Here is a 21869-nt window from a genome sequence, read left to right on the forward strand (position 1 = left end):
CCCAGAAGCCGCCGGGTCGCCCGGTAGAGGAAGAAGCGCGAGGCCTCGATGTTCTCGCCCGTCATCCGGCGCTGGAAGTACTCATACAAGCCCACCACCGCGTTCGCCGTGCAGGAGCCAATCTGTCCCTGGTTTTCGACCGCGGAGCACCACTTGCGCAGGTCCACCCGCAGCGGGCCCACCGACCCAGCGCCCGCCGCCGTCACCCCCACCGCACCCTTCGGTGAAAGCCGGGGCATGACCGCGGACAGGGAACGCTTCACCTCCGGCGCCCGCACCGTCAGGTCGCGGGGATCGAGCGGATCCGGTAACCAACCCAGTCTTGGAATCTTGTAGCTCATGAGGTCCCTCCAATGGTCCAAGTTCAAACCTGGGGCGCCCGCGTACCGAGGCAAGGCCCGAATCGTCGAGGCCATGGCGCCTTGAGGCCGAAGGGGTAGGCTGCCGCACGCCGGGCAAGCACCACCCCGCCACGCACCTCAGGGCACTCCACTGTCCACCATTGGAAGGGCTTTGACAGGGATTGGCCTCCGTTCGCCAGACACGCCCTCAGGGATTCGACCCATCGCCGTTGGATTCATGTCGCGTGGGTTTGCCATTGGGGGGATTCGCTTGCACCAGAGACCGCTGAAGCGGATGTGGCGGAGTACGGCCTTCATGGGGGCGCTGACCGGGCTCCTGTTCCTGGGCGTTTCAGGCTCGGGAGGTGGAGCACGGGCCCAGGGGGCCTCGAGCGTTGGTGCTACGGCGCCCGACACCACGCTCACCTTCGCGCCGCCCAGTCCCAGCGGCCAATCCACGGCCCGTTTCACCTTCACGGGTTCGGAGGGTGCTCGTTTCGAGTGCAGCTTGGATGGGGCGGACTTCAGCACCTGCGTTTCGCCAGTGGCCTACGCCAACCTGTCCAAGGGGCCGCATGTCTTCCAGGTGCGGGCAATGGATGGCGCCGGCAACGTGGATGCGACCCCCGCGAGCCACGACTGGCTTGTGCTTTCGCCCGGGCCCGATACCCGTATCTACTCCGCTCCGCTCCCCGTTTCCTTCTGGCGCGTCGCGAGCTTCGCGTTCACCGCTGAGTACGCGGGAGCCCGCTTCGAGTGCAGCTTGAATGGCGAGGCCTTCAGTTCCTGCACTTCGCCTGTCACCTACGCCGACCTGCCCGACAATGCCTATACGTTCCGGGTGCATGCATACGACAAGCGCGGCATCAGGGATGCGACCCCGGCCTCCTACTCCTGGCTCGTGGACCTGACGACGTTGAGGGCCCCAGGCATCACCTCGCCCTTCCTCGGCGCGACCCTGGACGGACCGATGCCTGTCTTCTCCGGCACCGCCCGTCCTGGCCTCACCATCTCCGTCATCGTGGATCTGGAGGAAATCGGATCCACCACCGTCGATGCGGCCGGCCTCTGGTGTGTCACCTCCTCGCAGCCTCTCTCCGCGGAGAGGCTCCATGTCGTGACGGCCCATGCCCACGAGAATGGGAACACCAGCCTGGTCAGCCTCGCGGTGAGCTTCAAGGTCAAGCTCGCCGCGGAGGAGTCAGTGGAGCAGGAGGAGGCAGGCGGATGCTCGGCGGGCCCGGGAGATTCCTCGTGGCTGCTGGCGAGCCTGGGCCTGCTGGCGGGGACACGCCGGCGGCGTCGGCACGCGGCGCATGAAGGTCAGGGAGGTGATGCCCCGCACTTGAGTTGACCCCTTCAGGGGTGGACGCAGCCCGGCTTGAAGCCCGTCGACTGGGCCGTTGGACCCACTGCGGACAGACTCAGCTATTGCTGGGGCCTCCACCAGAGCCCCTTCAGCCCTGCGTGTTCACATGCCTGCCGGGCCGCCTCGGTGAAGCAGTAGAAGGCCAGCTCGGGGACGGCGAACACAGGCGGGAAGCCCTCCGGCGGTGGTTGGAGCACGAGGGGCCGGGCTTTCTCCCTGCCCAGGAGCCCCGCTCCGGATTGGTGGAAGGGCACGCCTTTCACGAGGGTGCGTTCCCGGTCGAGGCAGTCGGTCTCTTCCAGCAGTTGGAGGATGACGAAGTCCTCGTTCTTCAGCGTGGGGTCCTGGACCGGGTACCAGGTCCGCTGCCGGGTGAACCGGTCAAGCACCAGGTGCTTGATGCGTTCCGCGTAGATGACCGTGGGGATGAGCCGGTGACGGAACGGCCCCACGGATTCGAGCACGCGCACCATGCGCCGGGAGATCAGCAGCAGCCCCCGGGGCGCGGTGAACAGGTGGTCGAGCCGGGCGGCGTTCTCCAGGTTGCCAACGAACTCGATGACCTCGGGAGCCCCCCGTTCTCGCTGGTAGTCGATGCCGGGCTTGTGGAACGTCACGGACTCGAAGCCGTCGAATTCGATGCTGACGGCGTCGAAGACATCTTCTTCCTCGATGTGTGAGATGTCAGCCGTGAGTGCGTACATCATGCCGTGAGTGACTCCTCGTGGGAGGGGAGTTCCAGTAGCGCCAGCTTTACTCCTGGACGCCACCCAGAAGGCAATAGACACAAGCTCGACTGAAGTCCGTGGAGAGCGGGTGGGCCGCCAGGGGAATGCTCCGGGGATTGCGCGCGGTGGCGATGACACGGTCTCCCGCGTCGAGCGCCGCCTGGGCGATGAGGACTCCAAAACCACGGGAGGCGCCAGTGATGAGCCCGGTCTTCATGTACGTGCTCCTCGTCGGAGGTTACGAGCGAAGGGATGGACCTGGGCCATCCATGAGTGAATGCGCACGGAGGACACAAGACTGGTGAATCCGTCTCAACAGCAGAAAGAGAGCCCCATGCAGGCCGACGTCCGTGAGCTGACGGTGTTCCTGGAGATCGCCCGGCATCTGAACTTCCGCCGCGCGGCAGGGGCCCTGGGCCGGGCCTCGGGTTTGACGGCGAGCAATGATTGCTCACAGCCGGGTGATACCAATGCGCCCTTGGGAGGGTGCTTTGAAGGGAGGTTCGGCTTGCCGTCAGCCGCCCTGGTCAGCGCTTTCGACACGGATGTCCGTCACGGACGCGGGATGGCAGCTTCCTCGTTCCGCTGGAGCGGCTGGGAGCTCAAGAGCGTGGCGCGCTGTTCTCCGGAGGGGGAATGAAGTTCATTCCCGCAGGAATTATGCACTCTCCTCCTTGCTGGGAGTTCCGGGACCACGCCGAGTCCTGATTAAGGACGCGTTGCGGAGAGTGCATGGTTGGCGCGAGCATGCGGTCCGCTGCTCGCCCCCTGGCGGGCGGTCCTCACCCTCAAGGAGTGTTCAGCACATGCGAATCCCCCGGACTTCCGGCCGTAGGACGCTGCTCGGAACGCTGCTGTGTACCCTTTCCCTCGTGGCCTGTGGTCCGGCCCCCGAGGCCGAGTCCACCGACAACGCTCCCCTGGGCACGGAGAAGCAGCCCGTCGTCTACGGGACTGACAACCGCACGGACGTGTACGCGCACACGAACGCCACGCTGCGTGCCCGCGCTCAGCAGTCCACCGTCGCGCTGATGAACCCTTCGGACTTCAACGCGACCAAACCCGACGACGTCACCTTCAACGCGTCCACGCTGCGCTCCGCGTACAACCTCTGCACCTCCGAGCGCTTCCTGGACGACCAGACCCCGGCCTTCTGCTCCGGCACGCTCATCGACGATGACCTGGTGCTCACGGCGGGCCACTGCATCACCAGCGCTTCGGCCTGCACCAGCACGCGCTTCGTCTTCAACTTCTACCGCACCGCCGCCGGCTCCATGCAGAAGGTGACGACCGCGGACATCTTCTCCTGCCAGGCGATTGTCGCGCGCCAGCAGGCCACGGTGGGCGGTCGCAACCTGGACTTCGCCATCGTCCGGCTGGACCGGCCGGCCACCCCGCGCTTCACGCCCGCCCCCATTCGCGCGGGCAACGCCGCGCTGCCCGTGGGCACCAACGTGACGGTCATCGGCTCGGGCAGCGGCATTCCCTTCAAGATCGACTCGGGCGGCTCGGTGCGTGACGCGCGCGCGGGCACGCTGGACTACTTCGTGGGCACCACGGACACGTTCGGCGGCAACTCGGGCTCGGGCGTGTACGAGAACAACGGCTACACGGTGGCCGGCATCCTGGTGCGCGGCGAGACCGACTACAAGGCCAACGGGAGCTGCAACGTCGTCAACACCTGCACGGAGACGGGCTGCCGCGGCGAGGACATCACCTACGTTCGGCCGGCCATCGACGAGTACTGCGGCGTGGCGACCAGCACGCGTCTGTGCGCGGGCTACCCGCCGCCCGCGACGCCGGTGACGTTCACCTTCACCGCCACCAACACCAACAGCGCCAACCAGAACACCGTCAACCACAACGTCACCCTGGCCGCCGGGCAGACCCTCAAGTTCGGCACCTGCACGGTGCCGGGCGCCTCCGGCACGGGTGACACGTACCTGCGCCTGTACAACGGAGCCACCCAGGTGGCCTCGAACGACGACGCCTGCGGCACGCTGTCCTACGCGAGCTTCAAGGCCACGACGGCGGGCACCTACCAGATCCGCGTCGGCTGCTACAACAGCGGGAGCTGCAGCGGCACGGTGGCGTACACCGTCCAGTAGTCCCTGAAGGACCGAAGCGGGCGGTGGCGTCCGTCACCGCCCGCGCCGGGCTCCTTCACTCCGGCAGCACGATGGGCGAATCGTCGTAGGTCCGCCCCGGCTCGTCCCCGAACCAGAAACCGCGGTACGTGAACCCTTGCTGGCTGCCGCTGATGTCGAGGAACACCTCGACCGGCTTGCCGCCGGTGGCCAACGCCACGGCGCTGCTGCCCAAGGGGCTTCCCGGGGGACTCCTCCATCCGAACAGCAGCCTGGGGGAGAAGCGCCATGGCGTTGGCCACCGAAGGCAGCGTGGTGCCGATGACCGAAGCGGCGTTGCCATTGGGACGCTCTGCCAGAGCTGTTGATGGGGGTGGACGTGCCCAGTTGGATGCGCCGGCCGTAGCGAACGTCGGCGGCACCGTCCTGATACATGGGTCGCATGATGGGGGGCTTCCAGGGGTGGAAAGGGACCGCCGCCGCTTGCGTTCCGTCATCACGCAGCCGAGTCAGTCTGGGACGCACGGCACGCCATGCTCAAGCGTCACGACGCCAGGGCCCGTGAGGTAGACAGACCAGGCCTGTGCACGTGTTGTATGGGGTTGGGTGGTCCGCGACATCCCAGCCAGCAAGCGCCGCGCGTGGATGGTTCTGTCTATAATCAGCGGACCTTGCTGCCGGCGCAGGCGGACAGCTCCCGCGGCCACTTCACGAGGACACGCCACATGAAGAGGGTGACATTCCCATCGAAGAGTAAAGGGGTGGAGGGATGGATGTCGGAGAACGACAATTTCTTCATCCCGGATGACTGGGGTGGGCAGGTGATTTTCGCGACATCCGCCCCGTTGAACAGCGACGTGCACCGGAAGCAGGGATTGAGCGACACCTTGTTCAACAGCAAGATCTACGTCCCCTGCGTCTCCACGACGTTCATCAAGGACTGCCTGCATACCGCCGAAGAAATCATGTATCAGTCGCAGTTCGACCCCAAGGACGAAGCGACGCGCAGCAGGAGCGTGGAGATGGGCTGCGACTTCGGGAACAGCGCGCTGGAAAACATTCTCGTCGCCAATTCCCTGAGCAGTGGCAAGGGCAGCAATGACAATGCGATGCCGCTCGCGAGCCAGGCCTATGTCATCGTCAACTTGAAGTGGGACAGGGAGGGGACCTCCCCCTACCACGCCGCCGGGGTGGTCGCGGTGGATGGCGGTGACCGCATCACGCTGGAGGTGTTCGCGAGCACCCGCACTTCGTATGCGCGGAAGGAGGCGGGCTGCTATCGCATGTACAAGACGTCGGGCGACGAGGGAGACACCTTCCACGGCGCATGGGGCCCCCAGAAGGCGTATTTCTCCGACAGCGCGGTCACCTTCGCCATCTGCAGGAAGTGAGGGAGCCTCCGGTGCCGGGGGTTGGGGTCTCTTCACTGACTACTGGGTGGGGACCGGAAACGGCGCGCCGGCCCCTGACCCGACCGCGCGGACCACCGCGGTGGACGAATTGAGCCGGGTCAAATCCGCGTCCGCTCGGAAAGGGCGCGCCGCCGGGGGCCGTCCCGGCCGTCTTCTGGACAGAGGGGGCTGATCGGGGCAGATGTAGGCGTACCGATGACATCCCGTCCGCCCTCCGCGCGCGCCTCCAACATCCGGACGCAGAAGACGAAGCAGCTCTCCTCCGGCGCCCGGCGCGTCGTGGGGAAGCCCTCCGGCTCGGGCTGGGGCCGCTGGGTGCTCGGCGGGTGGCTGATGCTCGCCCTCTGGCTCGGCGTGGAGTTCGCGCGGATGCCCGACGTGAGCTCCCTGCGGACGCAGAACCCGCGCACCACCGCGCTCATGGCCCAGCGAGCCGAGGAGGCGCACGAGGCGGGCAAGAAGCCTCGCGCGCGCCAGGCCTGGGTGTCGCTCGGAGCGGTGGCCCCGCACGCCGTGGACGCCGTGCTGATCTCCGAGGACGCGCGCTTCTACAAGCACGAGGGCGTGGACTGGACCGAGGTGGAGAACGCCTTCGAGCAGTCGGTGCGCGAGGCGCGCCTGGGGCGCGGCGCCTCCACCCTCACGCAGCAGTTGGCGAAGAACCTCTACCTCTCCACGGACCGCAGCCTGCTGCGCAAGGGGAAGGAGCTGCTGCTCGCGCGCCAGTTGGAGGACCACCTGTCCAAGCAGCGCATCCTCGCGCTGTACCTGAACGTCGTGGAGTGGGGAGAGGGCGTCTACGGCATCGAGGCGGCGGCGCGGGAGCACTTCGGCCTCTCGGCCCGGTCGCTCAGCGTGGCGCAGGGCGCGATGCTCGCGGCCATGCTGCCCGCCCCCCGTCGCTGGCTGCCGGCGCAGCGGCCCGAGACCCTGCGCTCCCGTGCTGGTGTCATCATCGGGAGGCTGGAGCGCGAGGGGCGCATCAGCGGGGCGCAAGCCCGCGAGGCCCAGGCCGAGCTCTCACGCTTCTTCGGTGTATCGCCCGCGCCCGGTCTGGTGGCGGAGGCCAGCTGAAGAACTTTTCGCGGGGCTGTGCGTGAAAGGTGCCACGTCCTTCCCGTCGAGGTTCTCGTGCGTGCCCTCCGCCCGCTGTTCTGCTGCATTGCCTTTGTCCTGTCGTCCACTCCAGCCCTCGCGCAGTACAACCAGGTGGCGGGTGAAAACGCTCCCATGGAGAGCGTTCGCCGGGTGGTGACGCGGAATGACGGTTCCCAGGAGGTGCGCGAATCGGTGCGCCCCGCGGCACGCGACGGCTTTGGCAATGCGAAAGGCAACCAGAACGACCTCGCGGTGGACGGCGCCTTCGAAGGTCAGACGGTGGCGGTGCTCCAGTTCTACACGCAGGGGTTCGACTTCTCGCTGGCGAAGGCCGCGCTGAAGGAGAAGGGCTTCTCCGTCTACCGCTGGAGCAACAGCGCGCCAGACCCCAAGGAGCTGCGCAAGGCGCTCCAGAAGGCGTGTCAGTTGTGGATCATCTCGGACGAGACGCAGCACCTGACGCCCGAGCACGTGAAGGTCATCAAGGAGTTCTTCGACGCGGGGCACGGCGTGTACATCTGGGGCGACAACGCGCCCTACTACGCGGACGCCAACGTGGTGGGCCAGGCGCTGCTGGGCACGGGCATGGAGGGCAACCTCATCGGCGACCAGACGGTCGGCCTGCGCAAGGACGGGGAGGGGCCGGGGCTGCTGCGCCGGCACCTGCTCACCACCGGCCTGGAGTACCTCTACGAGGGCATCACCATCGCCACCATCCAGCCGAGCCCGCGGCTCACGCCGCTGCTGCATGGCTCGGCGGGCAACCTGGTGGCGGCCTTCTATGACAACGGCGGCAAGCGGGCCATCTTCGACGGTGGCTTCACGCGCCTCTACAACAAGTGGGACACGGCGGGCACCGCGCGCTACGTGAAGAACGCGGCGGCCTGGCTGACCAACGTGGAGCGCTTCGGCGACGCGGTGGTGCGCGCGGACCTGCGCAACACCCCGGCCCAGAAGCCCGCGCCGAAGCAGTGAACCCTCAGGGGAAGCCCCTTCACCAGTAGCGGGCGGGGAGGGCGCGCAGGAACTGCGCATCCTTCCAATCCCAGACGCGCGAGGGATTCCTGTCCACGTTCACCGGGAAGGAGTTCCAGTTGTGGACGTCATAGGAGTTGGAGGCCCGCCAGTGGACGAACACGCTGAACACGGCCGTCACGACGAGCGCGCCCGCGAGGACGCGGTGCCGTGAGGGGGCCTCCAGCACCGCCTGCACGGGGAACGCGAGGAAGTAGGCGAGGTACGGCAGCACGTCGGTGAAGAAGCGCGGGCCAATGGAGTGCCCGGCCCACCAGATGAAGAAGGAGGAGATGACCGCCCAGTGCAGGACGAAGATGAGGGCGAAGACGACCTCGTAGGGCTCCAGGCTGCGGCGGCGCCACCGCTGGACGAAGCCCACCACGCCCAGCACGAGGAACGGTGAGAAGGCGAAGAGGCCTCGCGAGGGACTGACGAGGTTGGCGGCCAGGGCCATGAAGAACGGGCTGGAGAGCGGATCCACCGAGTGACGGTAGTAGGGCGAGAACACCGAGCCGTAGACAGACAGGTGGTACGCGCAGAAGGGAATCGCCACGAGCGCCGCACCCGCGAAGTAGGCCGGCAGCTGGCGGCGGAAGCGCAGGGCCATGAACCCGGTGACCACCAGGACGCTGAGGGAGTGCGTGGGCCGGCAGGCGTAGGCGGCCGCGACCCAGAAGCCCAGCGGGAACGCGGTGCGGGTGGTCTGCTCGGGCCGGGCCAGCAACAGCATGACGCAGGCGATGGCGAGGAGCCCGGGGCCGTGCTGCCAGAGCACGCGGCTCGCGGTGGAGTACGCCGTGGTGCCCAGGCCGAAGAGCAGCACGGTGACGAGCGCCGCCCCCGGGGACACCCGCCTGCGCAGGGTGACGAGGAGCACCGCCGCGGCGGCGCAGACGTAGAACGAGGCGATGAGGTTCTCGGTGCCGGCGAAGGCGCTCAGGTCCACCCTGACTGTGTTCCGGAACAGCCCCCTCCAGGCCAGCGCCTCCGCACCGAACGTCCCCAGGTGGGGCAGCACCGGCTCCATCAGGGTGATGAGTCCTTCGGCGGCGGCCAGGAACGGGAGCGCGGAGACCATCACGCCCGGCGGGTACACGTAGTACGTGCGGCCGCCGGCCTCGTTGCGCGCATAGGCGGTCCCCGGGAAGAACGACTGCCGGAACTCGTCCAGGTCGGTGTTGCCCTCGTGGAGGATGCTGGCCGCGGAAGGGATGGACCACAGCGAGTCCGTCTGCAACCGCGCCGGGCTCGTGATGTAGATGCCGAACAGGGCCAGACACATCAGCCAGAGCGCGAGCGTGGAGGACGCGAAGCCACCGCGCGAGGAGAGGGATGGGGGCGGCACGAAGGCGTTTCTAGCGAATCCGACGCAGAAACCCCAAGCCGCCGAGCGTCCCGCCAGAACGCACGCGCGTGTCCAGGCAACGCGCCATCCCGTACTTCATCCCTGTGTTCCCCAGGCGTGCGCTCTCGCACTGCGCTGGCACGTTCCACGCAAAGGCCCCGGGCTTGAGCGCCGCTGATCACGGGCGCTCATCAAATCCCCTCCCTGGACCGTCATGCCCTCCTCGCGCGCCCCCAACCAGGCCCCTCCGCAGCGCCCTGCCCAGTTCGCGTCAACCGACGTCGGCTCTCTCCGGCAGAGCATCAACCTCTTCCGAGGCTCGGTGAGCTACCAGCGCCCGCTGGTCCAGCTCCCGGGGAAGCTCGGAGACGACACGCTCGCGGTGGAGCTGGGCCTCTCCTATGACAGCTCCATCCACCTCGCCGCGACGCGCTGGAACCTCGACGCTCCCACGAGCGTGGTCGGCCTGGGATGGATGCTCCCTCGCGAGCGGATCGTCGCGGAGTCCGACGGCGCCCTGTCGCTCGCCGCGCGGCGCTTCATCCTGGAGTCCGGAGGCGCTCGCAACCGGCTGGTGCCCACCACCCGCCCGTGGGTCCGCGCGCTGCTGGACGCGGCGCTGAGCTCGCGGCTCGGCGGGCCCCTCGTCTCGCAGGAGCTCATCACCGCCTTCGCCGCAGCCGGTCTCCCGCTGTCCCCCCAGGCCACCGTCAGCGGGCAGGGCCCGTGGGACGTGGAGGATCCCCTCCACGAGCAGTCCTTCGTCCTGTCCGAGCAGGCCGGCGCGGCCGGTCCTCCGGTGCTCGCGGTGGCGGCGGGTGGGCTCGGCTTCGAGCCGCAGGACTTCAGCTTCTGGCGCGTGCGCTACTACCCGACCTACGAGCGCTGGGTGGCGGTGGACGACTCGGGAACGCAGCGGGTCTTCGGCGGTGGTGTCTCCGTCACCTCCCAGGGCTTCGCCACCAGCACCGGCCACGGCATCGAGTGGGGCGTGCGCTTCGGCGGCGAGCGGGGCGGCTGGGTGGGCAGCTCGACGCGCCGGGAAGGCCAGGCGCAGTACGCGCACGCGTGGAACCTGATCGCGCGCGTGGACCGTTACGGCGACCGCGTCACCTACGCGTACAACACCTTCGAGCGCGGCGCGGACGGGCTGCTCCCCACCGTCGAGCAGCGCGTGGGTTCCGACGGGCTGCCGTACACCAAGGCCTGCTACCTCTCGCGCATCACCGGCGTGGGCGGCCGGAGCGTGGCGCTGGACTACGCGCCCAAGTGGTACACGGCCACCGTCCACGAGTACCAGGATCCGCACAAGGTGCTCGCGCCCGCCGCAGACGGTGTGGCGCCGGAGAACCTCACCACCCCCAACGCCTTCCAGGACCGCTACGAGACGCTGTACCTGGATCGGCTGCGCGTCCTGGACGATGCGGGCCGCGAGCTGTACCGCGTGACGCTGGACTACGCCCGGCCCCAGTCCGTGCCCGGCACACCCGCCGCGTCGTCCGCCGACCTCTGCAAGCGCTTCCTCACGGGCATCACCGAGCAGGACCCGGCCGGACGCAGCCTGCCCGGCTACGTGTTCGCCTATGCGCTGGAGGAGGGCGCGGACCACCCGGGCGCGCTCACGCGTGTCACCTATCCCGAGGGCGCCACCGGCACCTTCGCGTACGACGGCGCCATCCCGCTGGACATCTGCGAGCGGGACCTGACCGTCACGCCGCCCGCGGGCTTCGGCGCCACCGGCAACACGCCCTTCGTCTGGCTGGGGCCGGACTACGCCGTCACCTGCTGGCTGGATGCGCAGCGCAAGCGGCTGAGCCTCCAGGTCCACACGTGGACGGGACGCTGGCAGCGCTCCACCCCCAGCGAGGGGCTCGTCTACGAGGGCGAGCAGGCGCTGGACGCGAACACGCTCGCGGGTGCCACCTCCTCGGACTTCTTCGGGCTGACCTTCCGCGTCGGCACCGAGGTTCGCGTGCTCCCGTTCCGGCGCAGCACGCTGCGCACGTGGGAGTGGGCGCCGTACTCGAATGGGGACGGCACCGCGTGGCTCTCCTTCCCGCAGGCCACGGGCGCCCGGCTCGCCGCCGGAGAGCGCTTCCTCCTGGCCACCGTCTCCGGCTTCGACGGCGCCGGTGACAACCTCTACCGGCTCACCTGGGATTGGCAGCGGCGCGCCTGGAATGGCGGGGATGCGCCCGCGGTGCGGGGACGGACGATGCAGGTGCTCGCTCGCGGCGAGCGTTACCTGCTGTGGCAGCACCTCAACGGAAAGGGGACGGTGTCGCTGGCGTGGCTGGACGGCGACCACCGGTGGAACGACGGCGGCTCCCTGGACGTGGAGCTGGGGCCCCGGCAGACGGAGATGGCCTGGGCGGACGGCCCATCCATGGTGGCGTGGTGCGAGGCCACGGACTCCAGCGCCACCGGCCGCTACGCCCTGCGCGTGCGCCGCTGGGACGCGGACTACCAGTTCCAGGCAGGGCAGGGCGTGGACGCGGAGAACCTGCGCCTGTCCTCCGTCACGCAGGTGCCCAGGCCCTCATGGCCGCCGGTGCCGTCCGTGTCCGGCAACGAGCTGGTGGGCACCGACCGGTACCTGTGGCGCTTCGATGGCGTGGGCTGGAACACCTCCGAGGCGCTGACCGACCAGGGACGCGGCCGGCCGGGCTGGCTGGCCTACGCATACGGGCGCGACGTGGTGTTGCAGGTGCTCAACGTGGCGGATGGCGTCACCACGCGCCTGCTCGCCTACGACGCCGACAGCGGCACCTTCGCGCGCGCGCCGAGGACAATGCCGGCCCTGCCGCCAGGAGAGGACTTCGGCTACCCCGCGGCCACCGGCGAGGACTTCATCGTCGCCTCCAACACCGTCTGGTACCGCGGCGCCGCGCCCGGTTGGAAGGGGCCGGAGAGCGAGCAGCCCGTCTACGAGGGCGCACCGGAAGGCACGGACTTCTTCAGCGTCGTCGACGCGGCCCCGGACTTCGCGGGGTGGCGGCTGCCTCCGGGGCAGGGCGCCGCGCGCATCGCCCTGGCGCTGCTGGAGAACGGCCGCGCGAAGGCCACCTCCACCATCGCCGGCCAGACGTTCGTCAGCCCCCTGTCGCCCGAGGGACTGGTGTCTCCACCTCGCGCCGGCAAGAGCCCCGCCGGCCCCGCCACCCTCGTCACCTATCCGCAGACAGCGCCCGACTTCGAGCGCGCGCCGAGCCTCACCCTGCACCGCTTCGTGGGCGGCGACATCCAGGGCGCGCTGGTGGACTACCCGGTGCGCTCGCTGACCATCGACACCGGCCTGGGCGAGCGGCTGCGCTCCGTGTGGAGCTTCGACCGGGTGAGCGCCGCGTGCGACCCATCCGGCGAGATCATCAAGTACTACCGCTCCACGGCCTGGGATGGCTGTGACGATCCGTCCGCCGCGCAGGGCGGGCGGACCGTGACGACCTACGACAACGGGGCCACGGACGAGGGCCTGAGCATGCTGGACGGCCAGCCCCTCCAGACGCTCACCTTCGAGGGCGCCGCGCTGTTCGCCGCGCCTGGCTCCGCCGCCCTGGGCCTCACGCCTGACGTACCGCCGGGCACGCCCGTGCCGGAGGCCCTGCGCGCGCTGTTCCCGGCCGAAGCGGCGCTGTCCGCCCAGGCCGTCTACGAAGCCCGCCGCGTCGACGGGCGCTACCTGTACTGGTCCGTCGAGGACCCCACCACCCAACGCCGCTACACGGTGGACAGCGACGAGGATCCGAAGTCCCCCACGGCGGTGCGCGGCTACACCGGCCGCCTGGTCGCCAGCGAGACGAACACCTGGGAGGTCTTCACGTCGCGCGCCGGCTTCACGTCGCTCCAGGACGCGGTCCAGGGAACGTGGAGCGAGGTGATGCTGCATGGCGCCTACGTGCGGCCGGCGAGCATCCGCTCCATGCAGGACGGCCTCGCGCTGGAGACGCGCTATGGCTACCTGGGACGACTCCCCGCGCCGCTGACGGGTGGCACCACCTCCGAGTCGTTCGACACACGCGACGTCCACGGCGTGACGTGGACGACGGAGATGGCCACCACCTTCGCCGCCGCCGTGCCCGCCTGGCGCGCCCTGGCGTGGGAGAACGTGCTGACCCCCGTCGCGCAGATGCGCACCCGGGTGTGGCCGAAGGACGGCGTGGACTCCGTGTCCGCGTGCGCCGCCACCACCTACGGTCCCTTCGAGGCGGCCGGAGGTTGCACGGTGCTCGACGTGTCCGCCCGCTACGACTGGGGCGGCCCGACGGCTTCCAACGGCGCCCGGTTCCCGTTCGGCGCGGACACCGTTCCCCCGGAGTGGTTCATGCGCACGCGCATCCTGACGCGCGACGGCCGGGGCATCGCCACGCTGTCGAAGGACGCATCGGGCGTGGCTCACTCCACGCGGGTGGATGCCACCGGGCAACTGCCCCTGCTGATGGTGACGAACGCGGACCTGGCCGAGCAGGAGGCAGACGCCACCGGCTTCGAATCGCAGGAGCCGCTCAACGCGTGGACCTTCACCGGAGGCGCCGCCGTCACCTCGGAGCGTGCCCATACCGGCGTCCGCTGCGCGTGGCTGCCAGGGGGGGACGCCGCCGTGGAGCGCGCACCGCTGACGCCCGCCGACAACGCGCGCACCTACGTCGCCGGCTGCTGGTATGCGCGTCCCCGCAACGCCGCGGCCGGTGCGTCACCCGTGCTGATCATCACCGTGACCTCGGGAAGCACGGTGGTGGGCGAGCCCCTCCGGCTCGCGCTGGACGACACCTCCGGGCGCTGGACCTGGGTGCAGGCGGCCATCGCGCTGGGCGAGCACTCCGCGCGCCTCGCGTCCGACGGCCCGCTCTCCGTCCGGCTGCGCGTCGAGGCGGGCGGCGGTGAGCTGTGGGTGGACGACGTGGGCTTCTACCCGCGTGATGCCAACGTCATGGCGCAGGCCTTCGAGCCGGGGACGCACAAGCTGACGGCCAACGTGGGCCCCGGAGGCCTGACGTCCCGGGCGGTTTATGGCCCCACGCGGCGCATGGTGGGCCAGGTGCGCGCCAATGGGGCGCTGAAGGGCGTGCAGCTGGAGTTCAGCTCCCGCCAGCGCAACGCCGCCTTCAATCCGGGGGACCCGAACACCCAGCTGGTCGTCCAGGCCACGCGCGACGGCAGCATGCAGACGTTTCGCGACGGCGAGGCGTGGCGTGACGCATGGGCACCCTCGGCGGAGGGCGCCTGGCGCGCGGACGCGGGCCTGCTGCTGCATGAGGGCACCCCTGACGCGTCACTCACCGCCACCGCGCCGGAGACGGAGGCGTGGGCCCTCTACGTGGAGCCCACCGCGGTGGACGGGGGCCCGGTGACGCTGTCGCCGGGATTCGGCTTCACGGTGGGCACCGCCGCGCGGCTCTCGTGGGACGGCGATGGCTGGCGCCTGGACGTGGGCGGGCAGGGTGTCTCGCCCGTGGGCCCGGGCGCCTCCAGCCCGGCCTCGCTGCTGCTGGTGGTGACGGGAGGCCGGCTGCTGTTCTGGACGGACGGCGGCCTGGTGTTCTCCGTGGCGGCGGGCGTGCGCGGAGGCGCGGCGCTCACCTCGGGCTCCGGAGCGCTCGGCCTGCGCAACCTGGCGTGGATGGAGGGCCCGGTGATTCAAGCGCGCCTGCAGGACTCCACCGGCGCGGACCGTCAGCTCCAGGCGCTCGGAGGGGACACGTACCTCGTCAACCAGCTCATCGAGGACGCGCTGGGGCGCACCATCGTGAAGACGAAGTCCGTGCCCGGCGACTTCGGCTCGGGCGCGGCGCTGGCTCCGCTGCTCTACCGGACGGGGCTGGTGGACCTGCCGGCCTTCCAGGACTCGCTCGCGGGCAGCGGCGTCATGGCCGGCGACGCGACGGACTACTGGAATGGCGAGGCGGGGCGCTCCGCGGACGGCGGCTACCCGTACTCGCGGCGCCTGCTGGAGGCGTCACCGTTGGGGCGCACCGTGGAGGTGGGCCTGCCGGGCGCCGCGTGGGCCATCGTCGACCCGTACACCACGCCGGAGGACTCACGGCCCACGGCGAAGGTGCGCTACGCGTCCGACGCGGCGGTGCTGCCGGGGCTAGACCTGCCGGCCACCGACTTCCGCGTCACCACCTTCATCTCGCCCGTGGGCGAGCGGCGGCTGAAGGTGCGTGACGCGAAGGACGCCGCGCTCGCCGTGCTCGTGCCGCTGCCGGACGACTCCACGTACGTCTCCGCCATGGACCTGGGCATGCAGCCCACGGGCACGCGCACGCGTGTCATCCTCCCCGACGGTTGGCGGAACGGCACGGACGCGGCCATCGTGCGCGACTACGACTGCCTGGGCCGGCTGCTGCGCGAGTCCACCCCCGACGCGGGAGAGACGCGCTACGTCCATGACCGGGGCGGGCGCGCGCGCTTCGCCCAGACCGCGGCGGACGCGGCCGAGGGCCGCATCAGCTGGACGACCTACGACGCGATGAGCCGGATGACGGCGCGCGGCCACGTCACGGCCGAATGGAACGAACCGCTGCTGCTCGAGCGGGCGGAGCTCCCGGGCTGGCCGCTGACGGATCCGGGCTCGGGCGCGGTGACGACGGGCGTGTGGCGCTACGACGGCGACGGCTGGGACGCGCTGGCGCTGGGACAGCTGGTGGGCTCCCGCTCCCAGGACACGGGCGCGCCCGCGACGGTGGACTCCTCGTACCGCTGGACGCCGCTGGGGCAGCCGGAGGCACGCACCCTGCGCGTGACGTGGGACGACGGCGAGGAGGCCGCGCCGCTGGAGGTGACGTTCGGCTACGACAACACGAACGCGCTGGTGCGGCTGGGGCTGCCGCTGGAGCTGTTCCCCCAGCCCGGGCCGCTGCGCTACGGCCGCGACGTCCAGGGCAACATCACCTCCATCCAGGACGAGGCGGGCACGGAGCTGGCGTCGTTCGGGTGGGATGCGATGGCGCGGGTCCGGACGGGCCGCTCCGGCCCCGTGAACTGGGAGATGGCCTACGACTCGCCGGGCCACCTGCTGCAATCCACCGCCTCCGCCGGGACCATCGCCACGCAGGCGTACACCTTCGCGCCCGACAGCAACGTGCGTGGCACCAGCGCGGTGATCGGCACGCAGCGGGAGCAGCTCGCCTATGGCTATGACGGGCTGGGCCGCATCACCACCTCCCAGTCGGTGGAGGGCACCGACGCCGCCGAGCGCTTCCAGTACGAGGAGGACCTCAACGGCAACATCCACGAGCTCTCCGGCGCGAAGCTGTCGTACGTGCCGGGCGGCAACCGGCTGGACACGGTGGCGTGGCCGGACGGCAGTGAGACGGCGTTCACCTGGCGGGCAGACGGCACGGTGTCATCGCGCCGCACCCGGGGCACCGGACCGGTGGACCTGGACTTCACCTACTCGCCCGGCATGGCGCTGCCCGGCCGGATCCAGATCCGCCCCGGCGCCAGCGACGCGAGCACCGTCGAGTACGCCTACGACGCCGATGGCGTCCGCGTGGCCACCCGGGTGCGCGGCCCCGGCGGCGAGGAGCGCGAGGTGCGCTTCCCGGGTGAGAACCAGCCGCTGTTCGTGACGGGCGGGAAGAGCGGCACCGTGCTGTACGTGCCGGGCCCCACGGGCTGCCCGCTGGTGTACCGCGACGGCGTCCGCTACCACGCATCGAGCGACCGGCTGCGCTCCACGCGCGCGCTGTTCGACGCACAGGGCACGCTGGTGGAGGGCTTCGGCTACACCGCCTTCGGCGCTGCACGGGAGTCGACGGGCGGCGCGCCGTGGATGCGCCTGCGCTTCTCCGGCGCCGAGTACGACGCGGAGACGGGCCTCTACAACCTCAACGCCCGCCTCATGGATCCGGTGCTGGGCCGCTTCTACGCGCCGGACCCGGCCGACGAGTTCCCCAGCCCCTACACCTACGCGGGCAACCACCCGACCACGCGGGTGGACCGCACGGGCGCCATCTCGGACAGCGGTCGGGCGGTGGTCGTCGTGTTCTCAGGTGCCGTCGCCGCCGCGGGGACCGTGGCGGGGCTGGTCCTGGACGTGACGACGATGGGGCGGACGGCGGGGCTGTCCGCGCTCGCGAGCATGGTCTCCGCGGCCGGCTGGAACGGCATGACCTACGCGCTGACCGCCGACGACTTCAGCTGGGGGGAGTTCACCGGCACGGTGATCGTGGGCGGAGTGAGCGGCTTCATCCGCGGGGGCATCTCCGGCGGCATCCAGGGACGCGCCAGGGCGGGGCGCGAGGAGAAGGTGCGGGGCGGCTTCGGGCAGCGGGCCTCCATGCTGGCCGAGAACGCGGCGAAGCCGGACGCCTCGTTCGGGACGAAGGCGAAGAAGTGGATGTCCGAGGCCACCTACTGGGACCAGCTGCAGAAGAAGCTCAACCCCGCCGAGGACGCGTGGCAGCAGTTCATGGTGGCCCTGCCGCACAGCGCGCTGGGCAACACCATCGGCTACACCGTCGCCGGACTGGTTTCGATCCCACTGACCAACCTGGTGACGCTCGTCGTCTACGGCGAGAACGAGTTCGGGACGGATTGGAAGGACGCCCTCAACGTCATCCTGGACGGGGCCTGGGGGCTGACCGTGGGCGTGGGCGGGACGTCGTTCGGCTACGTCAAGAATCGCTACAAGCTCAAGGAACGGGTGACGCGCAAGCTCGAATCCGCGGGCAGCGCGATGCTGGAGGGAATGACCGGCCCCAGCGTGATGGGCAGCTCGAGTGCCATGGACTTCGGTCCGTCCGGCCGGCTCGTCGGCGCCTTTGGGATTTCCTGAGAAGAGGAGGAGTCGATGCGAATCTGCGTGAAGACCGCGGTGATGCCCAAGAACAAGACCTGGGCGTCACCCATGAAGGTGGACTTCAGTGAGGACCTGCTGCCGGGTGAGCGCGTGCTCGGGGCGATGGCGGGGCTGAGCTACTTCCGGCTGTACTACGCCGACAACGGCTCCACCTCCGAGGCGGTGGGGCAGGCCAGCGTGACGCTGGTGCCGAACCTCACCGAGGACGCCGTCCACGTGACGGCGTCACTGGTGATGACCAACTACAATGGCGCGGACGCGGCCTGCTCGACGGACGGCAGCGGGCACGACAGCTTCGTGCGCATCACCGTGGTCGCCGTGCTCGGGCTGATGAACCCCGCGTACCAGGCGGTGGCGGGCAACCTCTACGGGCTCTCCGGGCAGTGGGGAGAAGCCATCCCCATCGCCTCCGCGTCGGCGGAGGCCCGCGCGTTCCTCGCCGGCTTCTACATCGCAGGCAGCAGCGCGAAGGAGGTGAGCAGCCTGTCCTTCACCTCCTCCGTGGAGAAGCCCGGAGGCGCCCAGGCGAAGGTGAGCGGGAAGGCGGCCCAGAGCGGTGACGAGGAGCGGACGGGGACGGCGGACGTGGCCTTCCTGTCCACCGACGGGGTGACGTCCTACCGGGTCCTCTCCATCGACACGGCGTCCAGCAAGTGGACGGAGGTCGACGACGAGCGCGACGGCGTGACGTGCGCCTTCAGCGTGACGCCCACCCTGAACGCGGGCGAGACGGTGCGCCGGGCCGGGGTGCTCCTGCAGAACGTGAACATCAACTTCGAGAGGGACAAGACGAGCGACCTGGAGCTGTTCGAGGCGGGCGTCACGAGCGACACGCTGAGCATCTCGAATGGGAAGACCATCTCCGGGACGCTCATCCTGAACATCTTCAACTCGCGCGCGGGCGACGACTACGGAATCGCGCCGCCCCCCACGAGCAACCTGACGGCGTTCGTCATCGCCGAAATCGCAAGGCCGCTGCCTGGAGGTGAGTCATGAGCTGGGAGTTCAGCCGCAAGGAAGTGGTCTCCGGGGACACGGCGACGTTCGACTTCTCGGGCGACGTGGGGCTCGCGCTGTATGGCATCTCGCGCTTCGACATCAACTTCGCCACCAGCGCTTCGGGAGGGAACCTGGGGGGCTCCGCCATCTCCGGGTTCGGCGTGAAGCTGACGCGGGAGAACGCGGGAGAGGACAGCCGGCGGCAGGTCAAGGTGAAGGCGGAGGTGTCGGGCACGCCGCTGTCGTCCGCCAGGGTGTGGATCACCGTCATCGCCTGGGTCGGAGGCGAGTCCAGCACACGCTATGTCGTGAGCGGCGAGGAGCTGGCGACGGGGCAGATGTCCAGGCCCGAGGCCGTGGTGTCCCTGCCGGAGTTCTCCGCCGCCGTGCTGTCGGGCTTCAAGCTCGACTTCGCCTCGGGCAGCCACGACGTCAGCGGCGTGGGCGCGTCGGCGGGCATCTCGGCGTCCCTCACCGCCCCGGGCAGCGCCTACGTCACGGGCGCCGGGACGCTGACGGGCAAGGGCGCCTCCAACTGCACGGTGAGCCCGTCGGGCCTCGTGCTGGGGGAGGCCCAGGAGAACGCGTGGTTCGGGATCGTCGCCGACGAGTCGACCTACACCGTCAATGACATCAACTGGGGGAAGACGAAGCTGCGGGTGGAGACGGGCGCGCCGGTGGCGTTGAGGCATACCGCGGTGCTGCTCCAGTCGTTCTTCGGGCGCTTCAGCGCGACGAACATGTCCCCCATGCCACTCAGCTCGGTGACCTTTGGTGCGAGCGAACCGGTGGCGGTGTCGGCCTCGCCCGGCGTCTTCGAGTTCGAGTCCACCCGGTGGCTGGCCGACTGCACCACCATCGTGAATTCGGGCAAGGCGATCTGGACGGAGGCGCAGACGTACTCGGCCGTCTACGTCTGGGCCGCGCTGGGCTGAGGCCGTGACATGAACAGGCTCAAGCCGAGCCGTGGGGCCAGGAACCGCGCGACGAGCTGTCCCTTGACGCTGTTGCCCGCCGCGTCGAGCAGCGGGGCGAAGGTGCCCAGCCCGCCCTTGCCCGGCGCGACGGCGACGATGCCGCCGCCAATGCCACTCTTGCCCGGGACCCCCACGTCGTAGAGCCAGTCACCGGAGGTCTCATACATCCCCGCCGTGGCCATCACCGCGAGCGTGTGATGACAGACCTCCTCGTCGACGACCCGCTCGCCGGTGAGCGGGTTGACGCCCCCGTCCGCCAGGGTTGCTCCCATCACGGCGAGCTCCCTGGCGGACACCGCCAGGGAACACTGGCGGGTGTAGAGCTCCGTCGTCAGGAGCGGATCCGCCTCCAGGCGGCCCAGCCCGTGCAACAGGAAGGCGAGCCCCTGGTTGCGCTGGTGGGTCTCCCGCGCGGAGGCATACACCTCTTCGTCGAGCGCGAGCTGGCGCCCGGCGAAGCGCGACAACCCCTCATGGATGAACCGCCACCGGGCCTCCGGACTGCTGCCTGGAACGAGGCCCGTGGTCGCCAGCGCTCCCGGGTTCACCATGGGGTTGGTCCGTCCATCCGGGCTCAGGTCGATGGCCATGGCCGAATTGAACGGCAGGCCCGTGCCATTGACCCCCAGCTTGCGCCGGGCCACTTCAGGCCCCAAAGCCTGACAGACGAGCGCGAAGAGGAACGGCTTGGAGACGCTCATGATGGAGAAGGGATGGTCCACGTCCCCGGCCCCATGGCTGCTGCCGTTGATGCCCACCACACACGCACCGAAGAGGCGGGGATCCACCTTCGCCAGCGCCGGGTAGACCTGCGAGCACTGTCCCTCGGTGTTCCCCTGGTGGCGTTGGTAGGCCTCGTCCACCAACGCCCGGACCCGCTCCGCGGCGGGGAGCTGCCCGGTGGAGATGAAGGGGGGCTCGCCTGTGGTGTCCATGCGTGACGGCCCTCGGCTTCCTGGAGCAGGGGAGAAGTGGAGCTTCCTGCCTGGAAGGTCCGTTGTGCATCAGGGAGCGCAGGGCCGCCATCCCAGGTGTCCAGTGCAAGGCATTGCAAGGGTGCGTCGCGTCCCCAACCCCGGGGTGAGAGAGCGAGAGCCTCACGGATTCCTCCGGTTGTCGTTCCGTCAATGTCGAGTCCGTGTGGGCTCGTCATCCGGGGGGAGCGTTCGTGAACAAGCTTCGAGTGAGGCAGACGTGGCAGGGGATGCACCTCATGGGGCCACTGACCGTGCTCCTGTGTATCGGATTCGCCGGAGGGGCAGGGGAGGCCCTGGCCAAGGAGCCCCAGGTGTCAGAGGCACCTCTGGCTTTGGACCCCGCCGGGGGGAACTGGACCGTCACGGGCGCACTCCTCCTGCCCCACTTCTCGCACATGGCCGCGCCGTTGCCCGATGGGCGGGTCCTCCTGGCGGGTGGGCAGAATCATACCGGCCCCGTCGCCAGCGCCGAACTGTATGACCCGGCCACCGGCTCCTGGAGCGTCACCGGCTCCATGGCCCTGCGCCACTCGAGCGGCACCCTGACGCCGCTGCCCAATGGCAAGGTGCTCGTGGTGGGAGGGTTAGACTCCAGTTATCTGGCCAATGCCGAGCTGTATGATCCGGCCACCGGCACCTGGAGCGCCACCGGCTCGCTCGCCAAGGCGCGTGCCCACCACACGGCCACGTTGCTGGCCAATGGCAAGGTGCTCGTG

At 69.7% G+C, this 21869-nt stretch carries 16 protein-coding genes; 10 read left to right on the forward strand and 6 right to left on the reverse strand.

Going from position 1 to position 21869, the window contains the following annotated elements:
• The coding region (locus D7Y21_RS30265) for a hypothetical protein (protein ID WP_199735513.1) at positions 1-341 on the reverse strand (341 nt) is incomplete at its 3' end.
• Positions 342-657: 316 nt separating this feature from the next.
• On the opposite strand from D7Y21_RS30265, the gene D7Y21_RS30270 reads away from it, so the two are divergent.
• Complete coding sequence (locus D7Y21_RS30270) at positions 658-1695, forward strand: MYXO-CTERM sorting domain-containing protein (RefSeq protein ID WP_147469416.1); 1038 nt, start codon at positions 658-660, stop codon at positions 1693-1695.
• Positions 1696-1769: 74 nt separating this feature from the next.
• Here the strand turns inward: D7Y21_RS30270 and D7Y21_RS42345 are convergent, their stop codons facing one another.
• Both D7Y21_RS42345 and D7Y21_RS43535 read right to left on the reverse strand, forming a co-directional pair.
• Positions 1770-2417, reverse strand: coding sequence for a hypothetical protein (locus tag D7Y21_RS42345; RefSeq protein WP_199735514.1), 648 nt, complete (start codon positions 2415-2417; stop codon positions 1770-1772).
• Positions 2418-2463: 46 nt separating this feature from the next.
• The gene (locus tag D7Y21_RS43535; RefSeq protein ID WP_304988572.1) at positions 2464-2655 is read right to left on the reverse strand and encodes a hypothetical protein; all 192 of its coding nucleotides are present in this window, start codon (positions 2653-2655) and stop codon (positions 2464-2466) included.
• A gap of 60 nt (positions 2656-2715) precedes the next feature.
• Here D7Y21_RS43535 and D7Y21_RS30285 point away from each other — a divergent pair, with 60 nt between their 5' ends.
• Complete coding sequence (locus D7Y21_RS30285; RefSeq protein WP_147469417.1) at positions 2716-3078, forward strand: hypothetical protein; 363 nt, start codon at positions 2716-2718, stop codon at positions 3076-3078.
• A 166-nt stretch (positions 3079-3244) separates the two neighbouring features.
• Entirely contained in the window at positions 3245-4546 is a 1302-nt protein-coding gene (locus D7Y21_RS30290) for a serine protease (RefSeq protein ID WP_120562797.1), read from the forward strand.
• Positions 4547-4601: 55 nt separating this feature from the next.
• Here the strand turns inward: D7Y21_RS30290 and D7Y21_RS41985 are convergent, their stop codons facing one another.
• Entirely contained in the window at positions 4602-4760 is a 159-nt protein-coding gene (locus D7Y21_RS41985) for a hypothetical protein (protein WP_158627378.1), read from the reverse strand.
• A gap of 538 nt (positions 4761-5298) precedes the next feature.
• Here D7Y21_RS41985 and D7Y21_RS30295 point away from each other — a divergent pair.
• The 3 genes from D7Y21_RS30295 (at position 5299) to D7Y21_RS30305 (ending at position 8010) form a co-directional block, all read left to right on the forward strand.
• Positions 5299-5916 (forward strand): hypothetical protein, encoded by a 618-nt coding sequence (locus tag D7Y21_RS30295; protein ID WP_121717286.1) that lies wholly within the window; start codon positions 5299-5301, stop codon positions 5914-5916.
• 216 nt (positions 5917-6132) lie between these two features.
• Complete coding sequence (gene mtgA / locus D7Y21_RS30300; protein ID WP_120562799.1) at positions 6133-7011, forward strand: monofunctional biosynthetic peptidoglycan transglycosylase; 879 nt, start codon at positions 6133-6135, stop codon at positions 7009-7011.
• Between the two features lie 57 nt (positions 7012-7068).
• Entirely contained in the window at positions 7069-8010 is a 942-nt protein-coding gene (locus D7Y21_RS30305) for a hypothetical protein (RefSeq protein WP_121717288.1), read from the forward strand.
• 19 nt (positions 8011-8029) lie between these two features.
• On the opposite strand, the gene D7Y21_RS30310 is transcribed toward D7Y21_RS30305, so the two are convergent.
• Complete coding sequence (locus D7Y21_RS30310; RefSeq protein ID WP_121717290.1) at positions 8030-9397, reverse strand: hypothetical protein; 1368 nt, start codon at positions 9395-9397, stop codon at positions 8030-8032.
• A 214-nt stretch (positions 9398-9611) separates the two neighbouring features.
• Here D7Y21_RS30310 and D7Y21_RS30315 point away from each other — a divergent pair, with 214 nt between their 5' ends.
• From D7Y21_RS30315 to D7Y21_RS30325, 3 genes are read left to right on the forward strand one after another with little or no spacing between them, the layout of a single operon-like run.
• Positions 9612-18176: an RHS repeat-associated core domain-containing protein gene (locus tag D7Y21_RS30315; RefSeq protein ID WP_121717292.1), complete on the forward strand. Its 8565-nt coding sequence runs from the start codon at positions 9612-9614 to the stop codon at positions 18174-18176.
• Between the two features lie 15 nt (positions 18177-18191).
• Complete coding sequence (locus D7Y21_RS30320) at positions 18192-19196, forward strand: hypothetical protein (protein WP_121717295.1); 1005 nt, start codon at positions 18192-18194, stop codon at positions 19194-19196.
• A complete protein-coding gene (locus tag D7Y21_RS30325; protein WP_120562804.1) occupies positions 19193-20134 on the forward strand; it encodes a hypothetical protein in 942 nt (313 codons plus the stop codon). The genes D7Y21_RS30320 and D7Y21_RS30325 overlap by 4 nt, the downstream gene beginning before the upstream one ends.
• Here the strand turns inward: D7Y21_RS30325 and glsA are convergent.
• Entirely contained in the window at positions 20110-21111 is a 1002-nt protein-coding gene (gene glsA / locus D7Y21_RS30330; RefSeq protein ID WP_120562805.1) for a glutaminase A, read from the reverse strand. The two genes, D7Y21_RS30325 and glsA, sit on opposite strands and share 25 nt — an antisense overlap.
• Before the next feature lie 353 nt (positions 21112-21464).
• On the opposite strand from glsA, the gene D7Y21_RS30335 reads away from it, so the two are divergent.
• A partial coding sequence (locus D7Y21_RS30335) for a kelch repeat-containing protein (protein ID WP_304988574.1) occupies positions 21465-21869 on the forward strand: 405 nt, incomplete at its 3' end.

Origin of the sequence: Corallococcus sp. AB045 (genome assembly GCF_003668895.1) — a bacterium.
In the GTDB taxonomy this organism is placed as follows: Bacteria; Myxococcota; Myxococcia; order Myxococcales; family Myxococcaceae; genus Corallococcus; species Corallococcus coralloides.

What these genes read in the sequence shown, in the direction of transcription:
- D7Y21_RS30270 (WP_147469416.1), top strand. Translation starts at nt 658, where the DNA reads ATGGGGGCGCTGACCGGGCTCCTGTTCCTGGGCGTTTCAGGCTCGGGA.
- D7Y21_RS42345 (WP_199735514.1), bottom strand. Translation starts at nt 2,417, where the DNA reads ATGATGTACGCACTCACGGCTGACATCTCACACATCGAGGAAGAAGAT.
- D7Y21_RS43535 (WP_304988572.1), bottom strand. Translation starts at nt 2,655, where the DNA reads ATGAAGACCGGGCTCATCACTGGCGCCTCCCGTGGTTTTGGAGTCCTC.
- D7Y21_RS30285 (WP_147469417.1), top strand. Translation starts at nt 2,716, where the DNA reads ATGCGCACGGAGGACACAAGACTGGTGAATCCGTCTCAACAGCAGAAA.
- D7Y21_RS30290 (WP_120562797.1), top strand. Translation starts at nt 3,245, where the DNA reads ATGCGAATCCCCCGGACTTCCGGCCGTAGGACGCTGCTCGGAACGCTG.
- D7Y21_RS30295 (WP_121717286.1), top strand. Translation starts at nt 5,299, where the DNA reads ATGTCGGAGAACGACAATTTCTTCATCCCGGATGACTGGGGTGGGCAG.
- mtgA (WP_120562799.1), top strand. Translation starts at nt 6,133, where the DNA reads ATGACATCCCGTCCGCCCTCCGCGCGCGCCTCCAACATCCGGACGCAG.
- D7Y21_RS30315 (WP_121717292.1), top strand. Translation starts at nt 9,612, where the DNA reads ATGCCCTCCTCGCGCGCCCCCAACCAGGCCCCTCCGCAGCGCCCTGCC.
- D7Y21_RS30320 (WP_121717295.1), top strand. Translation starts at nt 18,192, where the DNA reads ATGCGAATCTGCGTGAAGACCGCGGTGATGCCCAAGAACAAGACCTGG.
- D7Y21_RS30325 (WP_120562804.1), top strand. Translation starts at nt 19,193, where the DNA reads ATGAGCTGGGAGTTCAGCCGCAAGGAAGTGGTCTCCGGGGACACGGCG.
- glsA (WP_120562805.1), bottom strand. Translation starts at nt 21,111, where the DNA reads ATGGACACCACAGGCGAGCCCCCCTTCATCTCCACCGGGCAGCTCCCC.